Genomic DNA, 21,872 nt, shown 5'->3' with positions numbered 1-21,872 from the left:
GTTTATATTCATTTCCAAAGCCAAAATAGTTAATCTCAGCTATCTTATTCTTATATAAGGATTAAGGGAGCTGTAATGTCTGATTTAAAAACGCTTTTTCGACCACGTTCTATTGCGGTTATTGGTGCATCAATACACTCTGATCGTGCCGGTCATATTGTCATGCGAAATCTACTTGATGGTGAGTTTGACGGTCCAATAATGCCAGTACATCCTACATACAACTCAGTCTGTGGGATCCTTGCTTATCATGATATTCCCTCCCTTCCTATCACTCCAGATTTCGCCATTTTATGTACCCCTGCTAGAGAAAATATTAATATATTAGAAGATCTGGGGAAAAAAGGCGTCAAACTTGTAATCATTCTCTCTTCAGATATGCATTTACATTGCAGTGGTATTGGAGAGCCTCTCCCTTATGAGGCCGCTCGAATTGCCTCTCAATACAAAATGCGAATTCTAGGACCAAACAGCCTTGGGATTATTCTTCCTTGGGTGAATCTTAATGCCTCTTTTTCACCAATTAATGCCAATAAAGGAAACATCGCTTTTATTTCTCAATCCGCGGCTGTTTGCACAACAATATTAGATTGGGCGAAAGAGAAGGAGATTGGATTTTCTGCTTTTGTCTCTTTAGGTGATGGCATTGATATCGATTTCAGTGAGCTTTTAGATGCTTTATGTACCGATTCTAAAACCGACGCTATATTACTTTATATTGATTCTATCAAAGACGCGCGACGATTTATGTCTGCTGCCCGTGCTGCTGCGCGTAATAGACGTATTTTGGTTGTCAAAAGTGGTCGTTCTGTTGCCGGCAGTAAAGCGGCACAGCTTCATACCAATGGCGAGATAAGTCTAGATGCGGTTTATGACTCAGCTATTAGACGAGCTGGTATGTTACGAGTGTCTAATACCCATGAATTATTTGCTGCTGTAGAAACCCTTGCACACCCTATTCCATTTCGTGGAAATCGATTGGCGATTGTCACCAATGGTGGCGGACCTGCCATTATGGCGGTTGACAGTTTAATGCAACAAGGTGGAAAACTCGCCCAATTGAGTGAATCATTGATTCAAAACCTTAATCAACACCTGCCACATAACTGGTCACACTCAAACCCTATTGATATTGGTGGCGATGCAAACGAGAAAAGATACTGCGATACCGTGAATGCTCTGCTAGACAGTGATGATTGCGATGCCATTTTGATCATGCACAGTCCCTCTGCAATATCTAATGCTACACAAACCGCTTCTAAATTGGTTGAATTAATTAATAACCACAAACGCAAAGCTAAATTTACTATTCTTACCAATTGGTCAGGAGAAACCTCATCTAAGGAAGCTCGTTTACGATTTACACAAGCTGGAATTCCAACCTATCGCACACCAGAAAGCTCTGTTTCCGCATTTCTACATCTTGTTGAATACCATCGAAATCAGAAGCTCTTAATTGAAACCCCAGTATCATCAGGGCATATCAATAAACACGATGCAAAAATGGCAAGAGAATGGCTCGATGATTGTGTGTCTCATGAGCTTGTCGATCTTGATACGCATGAAACTCAAGCTCTTTATTCTTGTTATGGGTTCAAAACGGTAGACACCTGGATAACTGAAGAGCCCGTAGAAACTGGTTATATTGCTGAGAGTATTGGTTACCCTGTTGCGGTGAAACTTCGCTCCCCTGACATCCCTCATAAATCAGATGTTCAAGGTGTGATGTTAAATTTAAACACTAAAGAAGAAGTAATTACTGCGGCGCAATCGATCATTGATCGGGTTTCTGTAAGTTATCCTTCTGCACGAATTTCAGGATTAAGTGTACAAAAAATGGCGCAAAGAGCAGGATCTCAAGAGTTAAGAGTAAAAGTCTGTCAAGATCCCATCTTTGGACCGGTGATCTTACTTGGCGAAGGCGGATCTGAGTGGGATCTCAATAATAACGCCGCTGTAGCACTGCCACCACTTAACATGGCTTTAGCTGAAAACCTCATTAAATACGCCATCAAAGAAAACATCATCCAACACCGAAATTCACCGACTAAAATGAGTCTATTTGACTTGAGTGCGTTTCTGGTTCGACTTTCTCAGATGGTACTAGATTGCCCTGAAATAATTGAGCTTGATATTCATCCTTTACTCATATCAGGAGTCGATCTCACTATCATCGATTCATCAATGAAGGTGCAACATTTTGCAGGTGATATTCATAAACGTTTAGCTATTCGACCTTACCCAAATGAATTAGAAGAGTTTGCCCAATTAAAAGATCAGAGCTCTGTTTTACTTCGCCCAATTCTTCCTGAAGATGAGCCGAAACATGCTGAATTTATCTCTCAAGTTTCGCACGAAGATTTATATAAACGTTTTTTTTCTGAGATTGGTGAATTTAACCACGAAGCTTTAGCTAACTTTACACAAATTGATTATGACCGTGAAATGGCCTTTGTTGCGACTAAACAAATAGAGAATCAAGAAGTCATACTCGCTGTCGTTCGTGCTCTATCTGATCCGCACAATATTAATACCGAATTTGCCGTATTAGTACGTTCAGACCTTAAGGGATTAGGTTTAGGCAAAATACTAATGGATAAAATTATTCGATATTGTCAATCACAAGGGATTAAAGTGATGAATGGTATGACTATGCCATCTAACCGAGGCATGATTGGGTTAGCACAGCATTTTGGTTTTACTGTGGATATTCAAATGTCAGATGGTATTGTAGAGATGAGTTTAGACTTAAATAAAGACTGTTGATTTAAAGACAAAAAAAACCAAGATAGTCATAGCGATTATCTTGGTTTCTATAGATATAAAATTGTTTTTAAAAGGGATATCTATATTATTTTGCTTGTTCAGCTTTTTCTTTTTTTACCATAATTGCACCAGCAATAACGAATGCAACTAATAATAAAACTTCCATTAACCTATCCTATTTTGTCTAAAAGTAATCAACGTGCGTAATATAACATCAATTTTAATAAGGTAAATAGATTTATATCAAATTTGTAAATAATTTGTCACAGCTCATAAAAAATGTACTTTCCCTTACCTGATAACTTTGCTTCATACATCGCTTTATCTGATTCTTTCAGTAAGTAATCAACATCTTTTCCATCGCTATAACGAGATATTGTGATACCAATACTAGCTCCAACACGAAGTATCTTACCTTGATATGTAATAGGTTGTTGAATCGATTCGATTACACGATGGGACAATTCTGCTAATTGATTCTTGTTCTGAACTGGATCAATGAAAAGGACAAACTCATCGCCTGCTAATCGACAAGCAAGGTCCCCTTTTCGAACTGCGTTTTCTAATCGTTTAGCAACAACTCTTAATACTTCATCACCTGCATCATGGCCATAAGTATCATTAATAGATTTAAAGCCATCAAGGTCTAAGTAACATAAACCAAACTCACCTATTGAATACTCATGTTTTTTAAGTGTTTTATGAACGCTCTTGTGAAATTTAGAACGATTAGGTAACCCCGTCAATGTATCGTGATGTGCAAGATAATATAAACGGTCCCTTTCTTTCGCGTCACTTAAGTCACTAAAAATAAAAATATAACTACTTTGAGTATTTTTCTCGTCATCTTTTATTTTACTTGCCTTAATATATAAAGGTAATTCGTTCCCCTCATTATCATGCTCTAAGACCTCACCGTGCCATTGACCAAAATGATCAATTGATTCAGTAATCAAATTGGTTGACGTTGTAAAGTGATGTCCATCAAACAGCTCAGCCATAGATAGAGCGCTTAAATCATTCATCTCATAACCAAACATATCAGTAAATGCTGGATTCATTAGTGTTAAGTTGCCTGAATTATCAAATATTAATACACCATCTTGGCTATTTCTAAATACATTCGCTGCTAGTTTCTGTTGAGTTCGACTTTTGATTGCCTCGGTTACATCAACAATCGAAAACAGTAACTGTTCTTTATTTGATAGTACACGGGTCGTTATCTGTAACGTAGATTCGTCTACAGTTTGGAGCAACAAATCATCCACTTCTTCACATGAAGTGATGATAGTTTTAAGCTTTTCAGTTTCAACAGCATTAATGATATCAAGTATGAATACATCACTATAATCATCATCTAACTTTCCTGGAAATAGTGTTTTTGAAGCATCATTAGATAATAGAATTTGGCCATTCTTTTTGTCTACCGCAAACAAACCATGTTGAACTGCTGTGATGATTTGCTCACCAAAATCTCGCTCTTGCTCTACCTTATCAAGAACAAAGTTAAGTTGCTTCTGACGCTCTTCCAATTTATCTGCCATTTTATTGAACGATAATGTAAGATCACCTAATTCATCTTTTGTTGTAACATTAGGTCTTTGATCGAACTCACCATGAAGAATAATCCCTTGCATTGCTTCATTCAAACTAACAACCGGTGTTATTACCCATTGCTGGATCTTGGAGATAAAAAGATAACTAAAAATAATAATTAAACCAAATAAGGTAAACGCCACTTGTATGGCTGCCTTTCTTGTATCATCTAAGCCTTGTTTAGAAACAATCAATCGTATTTTAGCTATTTTCTCATTCCCCATTTTAATAGGAATAAGAATATAAATAGCATGATCACCTAATGCATAACCTTTCTCTATTATTTCAGATTGCAGTTGTAAATTAGGCGCCAACGCAACTAATCCATCTTTTCGATATTCTGCAAATAAAGAACCGTCAGTCTTTAATAATAATGCTTGTAAAATATCACCATCAGCACTGAATGCATGAAGCACTTCAGATGCCGTTATTTCATCATCAAAGAGTAAAGCGGCTTGTAGGTTTACGCTTACCCCATTTGATAATACTTTGATTCTATCGATTAAATTTGTTTTCTGTAGCTGATACGTACTGAAATAATTATAACCTTGAAAAATCACAAACAAGCTAAAAATGAAAACAATAAGAGGTACCGCTAAGCGTTGTCGTAAAGAGGCTTTTTCTATCCATTTCATTTGTTATTCCCTCCCTCTATAACAGAGACACGAAGTAACTGTGAACTAATCTTAAAAGAAGAATTAGCAAGATTATCTAGATTAATGATTGGTTTTACTTTTCCATCAACTTTTCTTAATTCAATCATTCCAAACTCTCGAGTGAAGTTTTGTTTACCGCTAATGGTAAGCGTGTTTTCACCCATTGCTTGCAAATCACTCGATTGAGTATTTTGATTAGCAATATAGATATCGCATGCTTGAGTAGTCAGATGATTATTCGTATCAACTTCAATACCACGGCCCTGAATATGTTTATCTGTCGATATTTTAATTAAGGTTTGAACGACAGGATCAAACCTATCACCACAAAATATCAGTGGTGTTTTAGGCTCTTTCTCAGCCCACTGTATAAAGTTTGCAATTCTATAAATATAAACAGCTTCAATCTGGTGAGCTTGATAAGCAGCTTGAGCCTGAGCAGACAAACAAGAGCCGATAAAAAAGAATAAAATGGAATTAAATAACTTTGGTCGCTTAAAACTCATAAGAAACCCTACCGTAGATAGATTGCTCGGTTTCATATGCATTACAACTCTCGTAGCGAGTATTAATATTTAATTCGCACTTACTCGACATTCCAATATTTTTGACTATCACTTCAACAAGAGGGGCATTTTCATGTTTTTTCCAACCAATACGAGTATCTAAAGATATTAAATTATCTACATCATACACATATTGGTTACTATCACTTGTATAGTCGATATCTTTATAGTTAACAACAAAGTCCCACTGAAGTGTATTTGTCACTTGCCACAAGAGTTGATTTGAAAGCATATTTTGATGATTTATCTCGAAGTAATCATCAGAGCCTGAAGCATTTGAATCACCTTGTACTCTATCTTGTGAAAATGAAAGATAGCTGTAGCTGGTATAATTTTTTAGCGAAGAATTGATATTCCATTCGATAGCCACCTCTGCACCATAAGTTTGAGCTTCGTAATCATCGTTAAATTCATAGAGATCATAATAATTACCAATCCCATCATTAAGGTACCCTATATAGTCGTGACCACGAACATTGTTATACGAACTTGAATATGCGGTTAAATCCATATTGACGTTAGTACCTTCAAAGCGATAGCCAGCATCAATGGTTATAACACTCTCATTATCTAGACTTGTAGATGGTAAATAAGCGGCAACACCATCATAAAAATTGTTTTCATAAACATAACTATAATAGTTTGTATAAGTAGATTTTTGCTCAAAATAAGAAGGGGTTACCACTGCCCGGCCTACACCAAACCATATTTTTTGACTACCAGAGATCGAATACAAACCTCGTATCTGTGGGGAAACCTCAAAAGAATCATTAAGCGTAAAGTATTCGGCTTTTGCACCAACTTGAATCATAAATTGTTCAGTAAAATTATAGTCAATTTGAGCATAGAAATTACTGGTTGTATCGCTTGATATAGGATCGCTTGAGTAACGATTATATATATCAACATGACTCACATCATAATTACTTGAATCTTGTAATTTAATATTGATGTGCCTTAAACCACCACCAAGTAAGATCGTTACATCAGAACCATACTGGAAGGTATAAACTGAATCTAAATCAATCGTATTGAATTCTCCGTGAGCATCGGGAGAGTTATCTTTGTCTTGCCAATACCATAAATTAGTTTGCCATTGAGAATTAGCTAATTCGATTGTGTGATTAACTTGCCCGTAAAGTGAAGAGCTATCAACGCTTTTGTAACTATCGTCATACTGCCTATTAAGATCACTCATATCAACAGTATACCAATCATAATATTGTTCTGACTTTTCTCCGCCAAAAGCTAGCATCCAAGATGAATTACCATCTTCGATATCAAATTTTACTCCGGCGGTTTGTATTGAAATCGTATTTACTTTGTCACTTTCATATTGACTCTGAAACTTATCAATTACGCTAAAAGTATCTTTAGCTTTATAAAAGGCTCTTGCTGTGGTGTTATCATTAAACTGCAATCCATGACGTACAGAAGCTTCTCTATAGCCATTTTGCCCATACGCGATTTGGCCATAAGTGCCTAACGTCTCTTTAGTCGATTTTGTGATGATATTAATAACACCATTAACCGCATTACCACCCCAAATCGTTCCTGCTGGGCCTCTAATAATCTCAATTCGTTCGATATCGGCAAGAATGTAGTCGATGTTTTCCCAGAATGCACCACCATACATTGGGCTAAATACACTCCGGCCATCTATCATCACGAGCATTTTATTAAATAAGCCATCATGAAAGCCGCGAGAAGATACAAAGTCGTTAGACTCATTAAATTGACTAACTTCGATACCTGGAGCAAGAGATAGAGCATCTGCTATTGTTTTTGCGCCAGAACGCACAATTCGTTCATTTGAAATAACATAAATGGCTGCGGGAATTTCAGAAATATGCTGCTCTCTCTTTGAGGCGCTAGTTACACTCACCTCTAACATAGATAGGTCTTCTAAGCTCATTGACATTAACGCTTCAAGATCATGATCATAGGCGAAAGCAACCGGTGGAGCGAAGACCAAAGAGGTGTAGAAAGAGAGAGTTCTGATTCTCATAGTATTTTTGCCATTTATCCTAATTAATAGAATTATAACTTAAAGTATAATATACAGTTACTTTAATTTGATAATCATTCGTTAACAAGGTGATCAAGTTATCATTTATATATGAAACCAACGCTAATAACGACAATATTAAGATAGACGGATTCAGGGATCCTGACTAAATAGTCAATAATTCGCCGTCAAAATATCATTAACAATCCAATGCTAGGTATTTAGTATTAGCTTAAAAATATAATAGGCAAATAGATGATTGAAATTAAGAAAAAAAACCAACAAAAAATGTTGGTTTAATAAAATTACTGTTTAGAAAAATAATTACTTTGCTTTAGGCCTAAATGGTTTAATCACTTCTTCATTGCACTCAAGAAATGGCCCTTCCATTAGATCAATACAATATGGAATCGCAGGGAAAACAGCATCTAAACATTCACGAATAGATTTTGGTTTACCCGGTAGGTTTACAATTAAAGAGTCTTTACGTAGACCTGCAGTTTGTCGTGACAAGATGGCCGTTGGGACAAATTTTAATGACTCAGCACGCATTAGCTCACCAAAACCAGGCATCATACGATCACACACGGCTTCAGTTGCTTCTGGTGTAACGTCACGCTTAGCTGGGCCTGTACCACCTGTAGTAACAACTAAACAACAGCCTTTATCATCCGTTAGTTCAATCAGTGTTTTTTCGATGACATCTTGCTCATCTGGGATAACTACGTATTCAGGTTCCCATTCAGACGTAAGATAATCATTTAACGTTGCAATGATCGCAGGGCCTGAAATATCTTCATAGATACCAACGCTTGCACGGTCACTTACCGTTACAATGCCAATTTTCGCTTTCTTAGTCATAATCTTTTCTTATTGAAGTAAGGTAACCCTATTATTACAAGTGGTTACCTATTTTTCTACTAAAAAGGCAAATTGAATTAGTATTCGTAAGCCATATTTACTGATACACCATAAGTTGAATCAACAGAATAGATGGCAGCTAAATCAAAATGGAACATATTAAGTGGGGAAAAACCAATACCTGCGGTAAATGCATCATCGTAAGTGCCAGCTAAGTCTTTCTTGTAACCACCACGTAATTGAATTTGATAAAGTAAATCGATTTCAGCACCCGCCCTGAACATTTGAACATTATCGTCTAAACCAATAAAGCGCTCTTGCTCGTTTAAATCCATATCAGCGGTTAAGATGAAGTAGTTCATCATGAAGGCAACACCAGCTGTATATGTTGGGGTTAGTTCATAGTTGTATTGATAACTTTTAGTACCGTGAAATCCACCATTTACACTATCTGCAAATTTAACATCAACTTTTGCGGTTTCAATCTCATTCTTTATTAGATTTTTACCTGCAGCAGCAAAGCGCCATGGGCCATAAAACCACACTGCACCAACATCAACATTGAATGAATTATCTGAGGTTTTATTTTTATCATAATCTTTAAAATCAAAATTATTAATCGCTTCTACATAAGTATAAGTTAAATAGCTTTGAATCTTAGGAGTAACGCCAATAGTAATGTTTTGGCCTAAGAAGTTAGTGTAGCCTGCAAATGCAACACCAGCCTCCATTAAACCTATTGCAACCGTTCCAACAGCTGTAGTGTCAGCCATTGCAATTGGATCAGCTGTTGAACCTAATGCATTAACATCAGGTAAAGTCATCCCTTCCATTGAAGCTTTAGCGTAAAATGCTGTAGATAAATAACGATTGGGAATCGCAACTGCAATAGCGCCGCCACCATTAAAACTTAAAGCATCTCCACTTAAGTTATTTAAGCCCGCATTAATATCATTAACCCCTGACGGATCTCCTTTTGCTATTTTATCAAAACCGCCTTGAACTTGATCAACATCATCAATCATACCACCACGATCCATCACCTGAAGACCAAAGCTTGGCAATAGTAAGCCTGCATCATCTTTTCGGCTGTAGATAGCAATCAATGCAGGGTTATAAAAAACACCGGTTAGATAATCAGCAGCGGCGGTACCTGCACCACCCATAGCATCAATACGACCATCTACACTGTAGTTAGTTGCGAGTGACTGAGTTGACGTTAATACTGCACAAGAAAGTAAACTAACTTTTAACCACTGTTTCATCTTTATAAACCTAATAGAAATACTTAAATAAAGTATCGGCTTAATAAAAACTAACTTTAGGTAAATTTACGCTTTAATTGATTTTAATGATATACGGGAGGTAAGTAGGTGAAATTTGAATGGATAACGCAAAGATAAGCCGAGATCATATGATCTCGGCTTATCATTATTTTTTTGCTTTCTCTGCTAGTTCAGCACGGATTTGATCAGAGATCATCTTAATTGCTTCACCACTGCTTACGCCTTGACGCATTAATTCTTGAATCTTTTCAACCGCTTGTTGTTGCTCTTCATGGGTTAACGTTGGTAAATCTAACATCAGTTACTCTCTACATTTTCGATGGTATCAAAATTGATGACTTTAGTTATTGCTTGTATTTCTTGAATTGAAATGGGCCCTTGAAAACGTTTGTGATTAAACGAAACGCTTAAGATATAACTGCCAGGTAATACATTCGTCGGTGGGAGGCTTTGAGGGAAATTTTCTTCATACGACTCCTCCCATAATTTGATGTATTCACTGTCTTGATGATCATAAACGCCAATAGACATTTCCGGTAAAGGACAATTGGACTTTAGTAAACCCGTTTGCACTGTTTTCCACTTTTCTTTACCTAACCACGAGACCGCCATTTCGGTTTTCGGTGTTGTTAAAATTATCCATGATTCCCATTGAGTTTTATTAGTATCATCGGCAGTGATTGTTAACTTATATAATCCATTTTTAACTCGATTATTCAATGACTCACTTGCATAGATGTATTGAGTTACACTCTCATCTTGAGTCGGTATTGTTTTAATCGATGGATTTGTTAGCTGTTCTTGATCTGGCCATTTAGTAAAAGCTAAGTTAGCGATGCTTTTCTTTGTATCAAATTGAACCATCAAGCGATGATGCAAGCGACCTGGACTTTGGATAATCATTCGTTGAATACTTAAAGAATTCAACCAACTAGGTACACCTACGGTTGAAAAATCTCGCCCACAATCGTTTGAAACCGCAGAGCTAATCAACTTATCAATATTCTGTACAATACTCTTTTCATTTGTACTTTGTAGTACTTCTATAGAGGTTTGAAATCCCTTTAATGGATCGCCCTCAAGAAATTGTTTATGGGCACTAAAAAGCGCAGATTGTTCATTAAACCATTCTGCTGCGCTTGTTGTAGTGCCACACACTAAACAAAAAAAACCGATAATGGTGGCAATTTTTCGTTTAAATATCATAAGAGTTAAGCTTTCATTTTATAGCCGACGCCACGTAGGGTTTCAATTTCAATCCCTACAATCTTTTGACGGAGTTGCAAAATATGCGTATCAACAGTACGGGTCGTTGGAAAGTGATTATACCCCCAAACCTGATCAAGTAATTCGTCACGAGTAAATACTTTACCTAAGTTCGATGCTAAGAACAGTAATAAATCAAACTCTGTTCGAGTTAAAATTACGTTTTCACCCGAGTTAATAACATCTCTTGTCGATGTATCAATTGTTAACTGCCCAACCGTAAGCTGAGTTTTTACTTCGTCTGATTCTGGTGAGCGTAAATGCGCACGTAATCTCGCAAGCAGTTCTGCCTCTGCAAATGGTTTTGTTAAATAATCATTTGCTCCGGAATCTAATCCTGTCACTTTATCTCTTATCGACACCAACGCCGTTAATAGAATGACTGGTACGTCTTTAATTTGTTTCCATTGAGGTAACCAAGTTAATGAATCTCCTTCTGGTAACTGACGATCAAGGATCACTATATCAGCATCTGGCCATAAACCCGATACGTTCGCTGCGTTTTCAGAATGTAGACAGTGATAACCCGCCTCTTCTAAACTTACAATTAAGCCATCAGCTAAGTTTTTATCGTCTTCAACAAGTAGGATTGTCTGTTTCACAAGGTATCTCCAATATAAATGTTGTTGGTGGCCCCTGAAGTGTCATGGTGCCTCCCATTCTTTTTATCATTGATTCGACAATGGTTAAGCCTAAACCTAAACCTGCTTCACTAACAAAAGGCGTTTTTAATTCTTTCCAATTTGCTTTTGTTAATTGTCCGCCATCAATGACTTCAATTCTTAATTTTTTATGTTCTACAATAACATTCAATATAACCGGTTGGATACCGTATTTATGAGCATTACTAATTAGATTATCTATACAGTTACCAAGCCAATAAATATTAACCTTAACTGCAGAGTCTTTACTTAGTTTAAATTCAACGGGCTGACTGTACTCCATACAGCGATAGCTTAACCATTCCTCTACAGAGGGGATCCACTCCGTTGAAAATCCTTTATCTTCCGATTGCAGATAATCTTTACTCGCTTCAGCTAATTGGCGTAAACGCCTTGAATCTTCACATAGGCGTCTAAACTCGTCATATAGCGATTCCGGCAAAGATTCAAACTGTCGCCTGAAACCTTCAACGGTCAGCCCTAAACTGGCAATCGGTGTGCGTAATTCATGCGTTAATATTTGCAGAACTAACATTCGACTTTTCATGTCCCGGCGCTTACCGTTCCATCGTGATATCCCCCAACCAATAGCTAAACAAAGGTTAGCGAATACGAGAAATAGAACAACAAATGAGAGCGTTTTTGAGTTACTTTCTTCCAGCCAGCAAACATTACCATTTTTAACATAGCAACTATCTCCTTGCTGAAAAACCGACATTTCTAGGTCATATTTATCCAAATTTTTACGCTTTAATTCCATTGGATATAAATAGTAACGGCTTCCTTTTCTTAACCAAAGCAGTTTATCGGCAATAATGGTATCTGAACCACTAATAATCGCGCGTATTTCATTATCATCCATCATTTGTAAATGGTGTAATAACGTTCCTTCCTCTGCTCTTTTACGTTCTTTAATATGCATATACGTAGCTAACTGATCTGTGCGTTCAGGAAAAGCTTGAGCATAACGATATGCATAAGAACCACCACCAGGGTGAATCATGCCAGAGCGTGCAAACCAACTTGCTGGAAGGGTGAACCCTTTACAAAGCGCACGAACAATGACCAAGGGCTCGCCTACCGCAGGGCTTACAGGCCATGGACCAGAACAGGTTTGTGCACTTTTATATAATTTTTGTAATTGCTTATAAGGATATGATGCTGTTTGTGGCAACAAGGTATCTGGGGATAATAATACCGTTGGATATTCTTTTTGTATCAAGCGAATGTCATATATTTCGACAGCTTGCTCTTTTTTAAACGAATTTTTAAAGCTATCAATTTTTGAAGCTAAACTCACCGCGTGTGATGAGAAACTAGTTAGCAATAAAAATGGAAGTAAAAAACGCTTATTTATCAACAGAAAGTCCTTGTGAAAATGATTTAATAAAGATCAATTTAATCAGTATATTACAATTAGGTTCGAATACGAATAATTTCAATCATTTCATCATCACTTTTCCGCCTATCATCTTAAAAGCAGGAGTTCCTCTAACTAAAGCTTCTCGTGCAAATACACTATTACACTCAGGACATACACAAGGAGTGACCGTGTGATCTTCTACGATTCGTTCTATAAAGCATTTAACCAAAGCACCTTTGCCCCCTTTTCTGTATTTATACAGTAGCGTTCTGCATTTTGAACAGTAGATTTGTACCGTTTTAGTGGGGCCCTTTTTATTTGGTTTTGCCATCTCTAATTTCAAGTTCCCTAGTTGCTATCTATAAGTACTTTATTTTACACTCAATTAATTCGATTTTTCCGTCTTTTTGATTTTTTGTTATCTACAGGTCTTCTCATGCGAATTTACGCTCAAAATGCACAAGCGAAACACGTTCTAAACTTACTTTCTGAAGTGCAATCCTACTTTAAAACTGAACTTACAAAAGTCAGTGATTTGCATTCTATCCCAACTGAATTTATTCCCGTAGATTGGTTGCGTGATGAAGGGGTTCACGGTGGTGGCAAGCGCTTTGAAGCACTTGAAGGTGGGCTATTTAATCGCGCCTCTATCAACGTTTCACAAATCCATTACGAAGATCAACCAGAAAAGTCATACGATAGCGCAACCGCCCTATCTACAATTATTCATCCAGCGCATCCGTTATTACCATCAATCCATATGCATTTTAGTTGGACGACGCTAAAAGACGGTTCAAGTTATTGGCGCATTATGGCTGATCTAAACCCTTCTCATTTTGATAAAGATGATAAAGAGTACTTTGATCAAACCTTGAAAGTTGCAGCGAAAAGCTACTATGCACAAGGTACAAAACTTGGTAATGACTATTTTGCTATTCCTGCATTAAATAAACGCAGAGGTGTAAGTCATTTTTATTTAGAAGGGTTTAATCCAGTAGAAGAAGATGGGGCTATTTTTGCTAAACAATTTGTGACAAAAGTAATTGATACCTATGCTCACATTTTAAGTTCGCACTTAATTAACTTACCTCAAGCCACTGATGCTCAGTTACAACAACAATTGGATTATCACACGTTATACTTCTATCAAGTTCTGACGTTAGACAAAGGAACCACTGCCGGTCTATTGGTTCACAATCAAAATGATATTGGCACCCTAGGTTCTATACCATCGCATATAAACAGAGATTTACTTGAAGAATGGCAAGGTGTCTCACCTGTGCCTATAAATGGCCTTATCGCGGAATTAATTAACGTCTTACCTGAAGACTCTCCTTGTCCTATCACTTCAGATACCAAAGCTAAGTTAGCTCAAGCGATTCGAACGTTCTATATTTAAAACCTAATGGTTAATATTCATAACGAATAAGACAATAACTAGAGCCATTAAGTTTAGAATAATGGCTCTTTAAATAACACTGACTTCGGCCTGACTCTACGATTTAAGATCTGGTTTTATCCAAACCGTATCGAAATCAAACCAACCTAATCCATTACAAGATGCATTCTGAATGCTATTGTTCGCGTCTTCACTTATCCCCATCCAGCCATGAAACAGTGGGGTTATTTGACCGCTATCTACTAAGAATCGACAGATTTCATTCACTGGAAAATGTCTCTGAGAGGTTGATTGCCATTCTTCTATTAATGCTGTGATGCACTCAAATTCAACGATTGGCATAACACGCTCAATTTCATCAAATGCAAAAAGCCACGACAATAACGCCTCTGGGCACTGCGTCCCTAAACTCATGCCTCTTAACCAAATATCAATATTGGCCGTTTTCTCATCATCAAGCAGCTCAAGCGTATCTAATGGGTGCACCTTCAAAATAATTCCATCTTGAGCTAATCGTTGTTTGATGATTTTACCTAACAGTGGGTAAAGAGGATGTTCTTTCTCATAGCCCAAATTTACGACACTGCCTTTCTCTGGTAAGTCATACTCTGCTCTAGGTCTATTTAAACAATGCTGTAATCCTGGTAATAATCCATACGCATTAAATAAACCAATGCCATTCATATTTGAGTTTTGTAGCTCATTTAACAGCAGTAAAGGTGTGATGGTTTGAGTTAAGTACGAAAGCCAATTTTTATCGGTGGTGATCCCCGTTCTTCTATTAAATAGAATATAGCTACACCCTCTATCTACATCGACTTTTTCACCATAAGAGATAGGTGATAATTCAGTCGCATCATAAACTTCAAGACCAAGTTTCAATTGAATCGGCGCAATATCAGGTAAAACCCACACTTCAACGGAATCAATTAAAGGTCGGTAACCAAAATAATGTTCATTAGCAACGAGGATCAATTTTTTATCCGTATTTTCACTTATTTTATACGGTCCAGTTCCAATAGGAAGTCGGTTAAACTCTTGTGTATTATGTGCTAATGCTGGAATGATTTTGGCGTTAAACTGTGCAAGTTTCGACGGCAAACAATGATCATTTTTGTCTAATATAAAATCAATGACGTTAAGACTTGGACTGGATATGTCATTAATATGATTAAACACAAAATTGGGAGTAAGGGCTAAAAAGGTCGCTTTAATGTCTTCAAAGGTTAAGAGTTTACCATCATGAAAACTTATGCTTGGTCGTAGGTAGAAACGCCAATGTTGTGGAGTGATCATTTCCCAGTGATGAGCAATGTCCCCTTCAACCTCTCCTCTTTTGTTCCATTGTGTTAATCCATTAAATATCTGCTGCACAAGATGCTGCTCTGAGCGCCTTATTGCCATGACTGGATTTAGAATTTTAAGAGGTCGATAATAAGGCAGTTTAACAACGTGCTTGCCCTTTTCATGGGAAACACCTAACACATTATGGATAAGATCTAACAAGGCGTCTTGATTACCTTCTAGGATATCTAAAGCGACATCAAGCTTCCCTTCTTCTACGCTTTTTCGAGCAAGTAGTGCATATACGGTTTCAGGGCTTGAGGTAAATTCAAGTATTGAACTTTTTCCTCTCCCAACCGCTGGACTCCATATTATCCACTGTTCCTCAGACATTTTTTTGAGCACCATTCGAGTATTCCGACGGGTACAGCACAATAAATCAGCAATATCATCAATCTGAACACCTGAAGTGCTTTGATGATAATGCTGATATAATTTTTCAAATTGCTTTCGTAAACGTGGACTACCCATAACGCACCGCTCATTAAATTGATACAAGTCTTAGTATGAACTCAAATGTTGAGAGTTTGAGGCTATACTCTTGATTTTTCAATAGGTAAGTTTACACTAAATCTAGAAAAATAAGAGGAAATCATTATGCCCCCAGCTGAGTTACGCCAGTTCAATACACAAACGAGACGTAAGTCTGACCGTTACCCTGTAGAGCGCAATGGCGTATACATTGTAAAATCTGGTCAGTTCCACTATCGAGATAAGTCAGGAGAAGACATCATTCTCAACGCTGGTGACTTTCTTCTTTACAGTTCTGGTGACATTTCTAATGTAAAAATGATCAATACAAGCGGTAATTTTGAAGCAGAATCCTTAATATTTGACGTTTCTATTTTTCAAAAATTTATCACTTATACCAATAGTACAAGCTATCAAGCATCGGCTAGAGAGTCCTTCATTTTTACGCCTGAAGATACCTCAATTGTAAAACTATTAAACTTAATCAAAGAGCAATCATCAAATAATACCTGTGATGCTTCGGTTGAATTTTTAATTCTGGCTCTCTTAAGTGAAATGGTTAATCAGTTCCCAGATCTTATCGCTTTCATTCATCGAATCTCTGTACTGACAACCTCACAACAGTTAATTCGTTATGTAGAACAAAATATCTCAACAGATCTTACTATTGATACGGTTGCACCTAAACTAGGTATGTCATCCTCGACACTTAAGCGAAAATTACAATCCGATAAGCTCTCTTTTGCTCATCTGGTCAAAGTAAAACGCATCAATTACGCAGCCACTCAGTTAAGAGTCACTCGTAAAACAATCACCGAAATCGCTTATGAAACGGGATTCAAAACTGCGGCGCACTTTAGCACGACCTTTAAATCTATTCATGGGTTAACACCAAAAGAATTTAGAGAATCAATTCACTCATAACTGTCACATTGGTGTAACACTGTCACTTTATCATGCCTTTTTTCATTATGGATTTAGGTTATGTTAAAAGCGCTTAGTTACACTACTTTTGTTACAGGGTTACTTTTTTGTTCATCTGTTTATTCTGCAAACTCGAATACTGTTATTGCCGGGTCTACTTCTGTCTCTAACCTACTCGAACCCTTTATTGAAAAATACAATAATACCAATCAAGTTCAAATTGATTTACAAAGCATTGGTTCTAGTGCTGGTATTAAATTACTGGTTGATAACACGGTAAATTTAGCAATTAGCTCTCGCCAACTCTCCAATAAAGAAAAAGAAACATTAAGCTCAACGATTATTGCGTATGATGCGATTGCTGTTGTTGTTCACCCTGAAAATAAAATTACTAGTTTGTCTGCCGACAATATTTGGAAAATTTATCATGGCGACATCAAAAATTGGAAAGAAGTCGGTGGTGCAGATAAGAAAATAGCAGTGATTACAAGAGAACTGGCTTCTGGCTCCCGTTTCTCATTTGAAAAGAACTTAGGATTAACTAAAGAAATCAATTCTTTTACGGTGTCAGATATTAGTTCAAGTGCGATTGTGGTAAATGGTACGAGCATGGTGAAAAGTATTGTTGCTAGAAACCCTCACGCGATAGGTTATGTCTCTGCTGGGTCTATTGGTGATCTTGCTCAATTACAAATTGTTAAAATTGATAATGTATTACCATCACCTAAAGCAATTATTGAACACAAATACCCATTATCTCGTCCTTTCTTATTTGTGTACAAAAACAAGCAGCTATCACAACAATCAAAAGATTTTATCACTTACATCAATTCGGATGATTCATCGTCTACAATTCAATCACTAGGCTATGTTAAATAAACGTTACATCAATAATTTGTTGTAATAACACTTTTAATAACCTATTGTTTAATAGATTTTAATTACAAGGTTATATCATGCTAAGTGTAAACAGTTATTTTGAAGACAAAGTAAAATCTATCGGTTTTGACCAAAATGGCAATGCTATTTCTGTTGGAGTTATGTTACCTGGTAACTATACTTTTGGAACGAATGCTGCAGAGAAAATGACAGTTATCAGCGGCTCACTTGAAATCAAACGTACAACCGATATTGATTGGGTTACTTTTGTTTCTGGTGAAGATTTCTCAGTTGAAGGTAATTCATCTTTTGATGTAAAAGTAAGCCTTGAAACTGCTTATCTATGTGAATATTTATAGTCTTATATTCTGCATAACTTAATATAAAAAATGCCAAGTGAGATAACTCACTTGGCATTTTTATTGTCTTAAACTTTATTCTCTTAAACAAAAAGACTTAAAAATCAGTCTTACTCGTCATCAACAATCAACGTCTTTGATTTTTTCTTCGGCATAAACACTTGATCACCCACAGCTACATTGGTGTGGAATGAGTTATCACGCTTCTTAGCTGTTTTTGGTTTGTGAGAACCATGTTTCGCTGTCGTTTTCTTAGCGTCGCCTTTCTTAACAAACGTACGTTTCTTCTTAGGTACAAGACCTTTAAATTTGCCTTTTAGATCTTCAAATACAGAGAACGTTAATTCTTTCTGCAGGAAGTTTTCTATACGCTTAAAGCTTTCCCAGTCTTTTGGTCCTACTAAAGAAATTGCCGTCCCTTTTTTGCCGGCACGACCAGTACGACCAACACGGTGAACGTATTCTTCCATATGTTTTGGCATATCGAAGTTGATAACGTGAGTTACGCTAGTTAAATCTAAACCACGAGAAGCAACGTCCGTCGTAACTAGAATTTTGTGTGCACGACGCTCAAACTGACTCATGATGTTATTACGAGCGGTTTGGTTCATGTCACCACTTAGCGCTACTGCTTTAAGCTTACGCTCATTAAGTAGTTCAGTTAGACGATCAGTATCAGCGCGAGTAGCTGTGAAAATCATGATTTGGAAGTATTTTTCCGTCTCAATGATTTTGTCTAATAAAGCTTGTTTATGATCTAAATGATCACACAAGTAAAAGCTTTGTGTAATATCAGTATGTTCATCTGTTGATAAACCAACAGAAACAAACTTAGGATTATCAAGCATATTACCAGCAAACTGAGTCACTGCATCATGGTCTAATGTTGCAGAGAACATTAATGTTTGACGACGACGGTGATTCGCTGCTTTATGGATCTTCTGAAGATGCTCAGCAAAGCCTAGATCAAGCATACGGTCTGCTTCATCAAGGATTAAGGTTTCAAGACCATTCAAGAACAAAGATTGATGTTCTAGGTGATCAGCCAAACGACCTGGTGTTGCTACGATAAATTTAGGGAATTTACGCAGTGCATTTACTTGGTCATTGAAGTTTTCACCACCCGTAATTAGGGTAGCGTCATAACTTAACCCACCTAACATGCTACGTAGGTGTGTGTATACTTGTTTTGCTAATTCACGCGTTGGTGCCAAGATCACTGCACGAGGATCATTCTTAGAGAACGATTTTGATTTCAGTGATTTATGAAGCATTGGCAAGACAAACGCTAACGTTTTACCTGAACCTGTTTTTGATGATGCAAGAATGTCTTTACCTGCCATCGCAACAGGGACAGCTTTACGCTGAATTTCTGTCGGTTTTTTGATGTTCTGGTGAGCGAGATTTTTTAATAGGCGATTATCTAAACCTAAATCTTTAAATTGCAAAAGCTGCACTCCAATTTCGAGTATTGTTGATGGGTAACCAGTCATTCTGGTCTAATGCGGCGGAGTATAGCATAAGTGTCGTTTATCTTGCTACAATATGCACAAACAGATAGAAAGTCTTAACGCATAAAAAAACTAACTTAAATTATAAGAAAAGTAGAAAAGTCTATGAGCATTCAAATTACTGGAACATTAGCAAAAATGCGCGCATCACTGCTTGACGGTGCGGTTCAATATCGCCTACCTGTTGGTGAAGAAGAAGTCGAACTCAACGCACTCATTGGTAAAACACTAACACTAACGCATACGGGCAATATTTTCTGTTGTTCTTGCGGTAAAAAAACAAAGAAAAGTTACTCTCAAGGCCACTGTTTTGTTTGTATGAAAAAACTGGCAAGCTGTGACATGTGCATCATGAAGCCTGAAACTTGTCATTTTGCAGAAGGGACTTGTCGTGAGCCACAATGGGGTGAAGATAACTGTTTTGTGGACCACTATGTTTATCTTTCAAATACGTCGAGCATAAAAGTGGGTATTACTCGCCATACTCAAATCCCGACGCGCTGGATTGACCAAGGTGCAACACAAGGGTTACCGATAGCTAAAGTTAAGAACCGTTTAATTTCAGGATTAGTTGAAATTGAATTAGCAAAATTAATCGCTGACAAAACCAATTGGCGCACTCTGCTAAAAGGCAATAATGAGCCTCTAGCCTTAAAAGAAGCGGCATTAGAGTTATTACCACAAGTTGAAGAAACCATCGCTAAAATTCAAGTTGAACACGGTGAAGATTCTGTTGAACTATTAGATGAGAATATTCTTGATATCACATTCCCAGTCAATGAATTTCCAACCAAAATTATCAGCCATAACTTTGATAAAAATCCTGAAGTTACTGGCGTATTAAATGGCATAAAAGGTCAATATTTACTGTTTGATACGGGTGTGATTAATATTCGTAAATTCGGGTCTTATGAAGTAACCGTGACCGCGTAACTTAATAAGGGCGTCCATTGTATAAATGAATGCCCTTCCCTAATTATTTTATTTCTAAGGTAAGTGCTACTTAGAAAAGCCTTTAATAAAAAATCACTCTTTCTCTGTCAACGATTCAATCTTCTCTTCAGGTAATGGGCCTTCTTTAAAAACAACAAATGCACGACGGTTTTCGGCATTGGCTTTCAAAGAGTGCTCTTCAATAATCGGGTCATTTTCACCAAACGATTTTACTTCCCATACAAACTGCGTTGGATCTACTCTCGTTTTTAAGTACTCTTGAACCGCAATTGAACGTTCTCTAGCTAGTTTCTCGTTATAACTTACAGAACCTTGATAATCTGTATGCCCCGCAATCAAAATTCGTCCAGTTAACCCTTCTAGCTTTAACCCTAACTTGTCTAACTCAATCTTATCTTTTTCTTTTAATATCGATTTATCAAAATCAAAGTGAGATGCCATCGTGACATAAACTTTACGCTTTGGCTCTGGTGGTAAACAAGCAGGGTTTGTCTCTTTTTCGACAGTTTGCTCAAACACTAAGAAAGCACGACGGTTAGCGGCGTTTGCTTCTAGCGTTTTGCCCTCAACTAATGGTTTTTTCTCACCGTAGTATTTTATTTCCCACTCATAATTGTCAGCATTAAGATTTTGTAGTAAATACGCTTTTATAGATTCTGCTCGTCTAAGTGATAACTGCTCATTGTATTTTACTGATCCTTGGTAATCCGTATGACCAACAATAGCAACTCGCCCTTTTAGCTTTTCTATATCACGAACAAACTGATTCAGTGACGGAAAATCAGCTTCCATGACTTCTGATTGATCAAATTCAAAATGCTCTGCCACCCCAATTTGAATTTCTCGTTGAGGAACTAAACACTCTGCGATTAAAAACTTTTGAACTCGTTCATCGTATTTATCAATATTCTCTTGGCTAACATAGGTGTCTGTGCTGCACCCAAATAAAGAAAGAAGACTTAACCCAACCAGTAATTGTTTTTTTCTATTCATCTTCTCTT

19 protein-coding genes are annotated in these 21,872 nt (G+C 37.0%); 6 read left to right on the top strand and 13 right to left on the bottom strand.

Features of this window, described 5'->3' with window-relative positions; genetic code table 11:
* The first annotated feature begins 75 nt into the window (after positions 1-75).
* On the top strand, positions 76-2,766 hold the full coding sequence (locus tag ED622_RS09150) for a bifunctional acetate--CoA ligase family protein/GNAT family N-acetyltransferase (RefSeq protein WP_122033591.1): 2,691 nt from the start codon (positions 76-78) through the stop codon (positions 2,764-2,766).
* Positions 2,767-3,029: 263 nt separating this feature from the next.
* On the opposite strand, the gene ED622_RS09145 is transcribed toward ED622_RS09150, so the two are convergent.
* The 10 genes from ED622_RS09145 to ED622_RS09100 all read right to left on the bottom strand — a co-directional run bounded on the left by ED622_RS09145 (position 3,030) and on the right by ED622_RS09100 (position 13,361).
* The gene (locus tag ED622_RS09145) at positions 3,030-4,997 is read right to left on the bottom strand and encodes a diguanylate cyclase domain-containing protein (protein WP_122033590.1); all 1,968 of its coding nucleotides are present in this window, start codon (positions 4,995-4,997) and stop codon (positions 3,030-3,032) included.
* A complete protein-coding gene (locus ED622_RS09140; protein WP_162922492.1) occupies positions 4,994-5,524 on the bottom strand; it encodes a YfiR family protein in 531 nt (176 codons plus the stop codon). Before ED622_RS09140 ends, ED622_RS09145 begins: the two co-directional genes overlap by 4 nt.
* The gene (locus ED622_RS09135; RefSeq protein ID WP_122033588.1) at positions 5,514-7,592 is read right to left on the bottom strand and encodes a TonB-dependent siderophore receptor; all 2,079 of its coding nucleotides are present in this window, start codon (positions 7,590-7,592) and stop codon (positions 5,514-5,516) included. Before ED622_RS09135 ends, ED622_RS09140 begins: the two co-directional genes overlap by 11 nt.
* Before the next feature lie 324 nt (positions 7,593-7,916).
* Complete coding sequence (gene mog, locus ED622_RS09130) at positions 7,917-8,453, bottom strand: molybdopterin adenylyltransferase (RefSeq protein WP_061005337.1); 537 nt, start codon at positions 8,451-8,453, stop codon at positions 7,917-7,919.
* A gap of 77 nt (positions 8,454-8,530) precedes the next feature.
* Positions 8,531-9,718 (bottom strand): conjugal transfer protein TraF, encoded by a 1,188-nt coding sequence (locus ED622_RS09125; protein ID WP_122033587.1) that lies wholly within the window; start codon positions 9,716-9,718, stop codon positions 8,531-8,533.
* Between the two features lie 166 nt (positions 9,719-9,884).
* Complete coding sequence (locus ED622_RS09120) at positions 9,885-10,040, bottom strand: YoaH family protein (RefSeq protein WP_174213442.1); 156 nt, start codon at positions 10,038-10,040, stop codon at positions 9,885-9,887.
* Entirely contained in the window at positions 10,037-10,945 is a 909-nt protein-coding gene (locus ED622_RS09115; RefSeq protein WP_122033585.1) for a DUF2861 family protein, read from the bottom strand. Before ED622_RS09115 ends, ED622_RS09120 begins: the two co-directional genes overlap by 4 nt.
* 5 nt (positions 10,946-10,950) lie before the next feature.
* On the bottom strand, positions 10,951-11,607 hold the full coding sequence (locus ED622_RS09110; RefSeq protein WP_122033584.1) for a response regulator transcription factor: 657 nt from the start codon (positions 11,605-11,607) through the stop codon (positions 10,951-10,953).
* The gene (gene vxrA / locus ED622_RS09105; RefSeq protein ID WP_122033583.1) at positions 11,582-13,027 is read right to left on the bottom strand and encodes a sensor histidine kinase VxrA; all 1,446 of its coding nucleotides are present in this window, start codon (positions 13,025-13,027) and stop codon (positions 11,582-11,584) included. Before vxrA ends, ED622_RS09110 begins: the two co-directional genes overlap by 26 nt.
* A gap of 82 nt (positions 13,028-13,109) precedes the next feature.
* Positions 13,110-13,361 (bottom strand): hypothetical protein, encoded by a 252-nt coding sequence (locus tag ED622_RS09100; protein ID WP_122033582.1) that lies wholly within the window; start codon positions 13,359-13,361, stop codon positions 13,110-13,112.
* A gap of 105 nt (positions 13,362-13,466) precedes the next feature.
* Here ED622_RS09100 and ED622_RS09095 point away from each other — a divergent pair, with 105 nt between their 5' ends.
* On the top strand, positions 13,467-14,429 hold the full coding sequence (locus tag ED622_RS09095; RefSeq protein ID WP_122033581.1) for a coproporphyrinogen III oxidase: 963 nt from the start codon (positions 13,467-13,469) through the stop codon (positions 14,427-14,429).
* A 96-nt stretch (positions 14,430-14,525) separates the two neighbouring features.
* Here the strand turns inward: ED622_RS09095 and ED622_RS09090 are convergent, their stop codons facing one another.
* On the bottom strand, positions 14,526-16,244 hold the full coding sequence (locus ED622_RS09090) for an SgrR family transcriptional regulator (protein WP_122033580.1): 1,719 nt from the start codon (positions 16,242-16,244) through the stop codon (positions 14,526-14,528).
* A 126-nt stretch (positions 16,245-16,370) separates the two neighbouring features.
* Here ED622_RS09090 and ED622_RS09085 point away from each other — a divergent pair, with 126 nt between their 5' ends.
* From ED622_RS09085 to ED622_RS09075, 3 genes are all read left to right on the top strand, one after another.
* Positions 16,371-17,168, top strand: a complete 798-nt coding sequence (locus tag ED622_RS09085; RefSeq protein ID WP_122033579.1) for an AraC family transcriptional regulator — start codon at positions 16,371-16,373, stop codon at positions 17,166-17,168.
* Between the two features lie 60 nt (positions 17,169-17,228).
* Positions 17,229-18,047: a phosphate ABC transporter substrate-binding protein gene (locus ED622_RS09080; protein WP_122033578.1), complete on the top strand. Its 819-nt coding sequence runs from the start codon at positions 17,229-17,231 to the stop codon at positions 18,045-18,047.
* A gap of 77 nt (positions 18,048-18,124) precedes the next feature.
* Positions 18,125-18,406, top strand: coding sequence for a pyrimidine/purine nucleoside phosphorylase (locus ED622_RS09075; RefSeq protein WP_122033577.1), 282 nt, complete (start codon positions 18,125-18,127; stop codon positions 18,404-18,406).
* A 110-nt stretch (positions 18,407-18,516) separates the two neighbouring features.
* On the opposite strand, the gene ED622_RS09070 is transcribed toward ED622_RS09075, so the two are convergent.
* Entirely contained in the window at positions 18,517-19,854 is a 1,338-nt protein-coding gene (locus ED622_RS09070; RefSeq protein ID WP_174213441.1) for a DEAD/DEAH box helicase, read from the bottom strand.
* A gap of 168 nt (positions 19,855-20,022) precedes the next feature.
* Here ED622_RS09070 and ED622_RS09065 point away from each other — a divergent pair, with 168 nt between their 5' ends.
* Positions 20,023-20,850 (top strand): DUF2797 domain-containing protein, encoded by an 828-nt coding sequence (locus ED622_RS09065; RefSeq protein ID WP_122033575.1) that lies wholly within the window; start codon positions 20,023-20,025, stop codon positions 20,848-20,850.
* 93 nt (positions 20,851-20,943) lie between these two features.
* Here ED622_RS09065 and ED622_RS09060 read toward each other — a convergent pair whose 3' ends face one another.
* The gene (locus ED622_RS09060; RefSeq protein ID WP_122033574.1) at positions 20,944-21,864 is read right to left on the bottom strand and encodes an OmpA family protein; all 921 of its coding nucleotides are present in this window, start codon (positions 21,862-21,864) and stop codon (positions 20,944-20,946) included.
* Between the last annotated feature and the right edge of the window lie 8 nt (positions 21,865-21,872).

The organism is Aliivibrio sp. EL58 (genome assembly GCF_900312675.1).
Lineage (GTDB): Bacteria > Pseudomonadota > Gammaproteobacteria > Enterobacterales > Vibrionaceae > Aliivibrio.
Note: the sequence above shows the minus strand (reverse complement) of the source record. Positions and strands in the feature narration are given on the sequence as shown.

Bases quoted from the DNA above. Each gene is read 5' to 3' on its own strand.
- ED622_RS09150 (WP_122033591.1), top strand. From the start codon at position 76: ATGTCTGATTTAAAAACGCTTTTTCGACCACGTTCTATTGCGGTTATT.
- ED622_RS09145 (WP_122033590.1), bottom strand. From the start codon at position 4,997: ATGAAATGGATAGAAAAAGCCTCTTTACGACAACGCTTAGCGGTACCT.
- ED622_RS09140 (WP_162922492.1), bottom strand. From the start codon at position 5,524: ATGAGTTTTAAGCGACCAAAGTTATTTAATTCCATTTTATTCTTTTTT.
- ED622_RS09135 (WP_122033588.1), bottom strand. From the start codon at position 7,592: ATGAGAATCAGAACTCTCTCTTTCTACACCTCTTTGGTCTTCGCTCCA.
- mog (WP_061005337.1), bottom strand. From the start codon at position 8,453: ATGACTAAGAAAGCGAAAATTGGCATTGTAACGGTAAGTGACCGTGCA.
- ED622_RS09125 (WP_122033587.1), bottom strand. From the start codon at position 9,718: ATGAAACAGTGGTTAAAAGTTAGTTTACTTTCTTGTGCAGTATTAACG.
- ED622_RS09115 (WP_122033585.1), bottom strand. From the start codon at position 10,945: ATGATATTTAAACGAAAAATTGCCACCATTATCGGTTTTTTTTGTTTA.
- ED622_RS09100 (WP_122033582.1), bottom strand. From the start codon at position 13,361: ATGGCAAAACCAAATAAAAAGGGCCCCACTAAAACGGTACAAATCTAC.
- ED622_RS09095 (WP_122033581.1), top strand. From the start codon at position 13,467: ATGCGAATTTACGCTCAAAATGCACAAGCGAAACACGTTCTAAACTTA.
- ED622_RS09090 (WP_122033580.1), bottom strand. From the start codon at position 16,244: ATGGGTAGTCCACGTTTACGAAAGCAATTTGAAAAATTATATCAGCAT.
- ED622_RS09085 (WP_122033579.1), top strand. From the start codon at position 16,371: ATGCCCCCAGCTGAGTTACGCCAGTTCAATACACAAACGAGACGTAAG.
- ED622_RS09080 (WP_122033578.1), top strand. From the start codon at position 17,229: ATGTTAAAAGCGCTTAGTTACACTACTTTTGTTACAGGGTTACTTTTT.
- ED622_RS09075 (WP_122033577.1), top strand. From the start codon at position 18,125: ATGCTAAGTGTAAACAGTTATTTTGAAGACAAAGTAAAATCTATCGGT.
- ED622_RS09065 (WP_122033575.1), top strand. From the start codon at position 20,023: ATGAGCATTCAAATTACTGGAACATTAGCAAAAATGCGCGCATCACTG.
- ED622_RS09060 (WP_122033574.1), bottom strand. From the start codon at position 21,864: ATGAATAGAAAAAAACAATTACTGGTTGGGTTAAGTCTTCTTTCTTTA.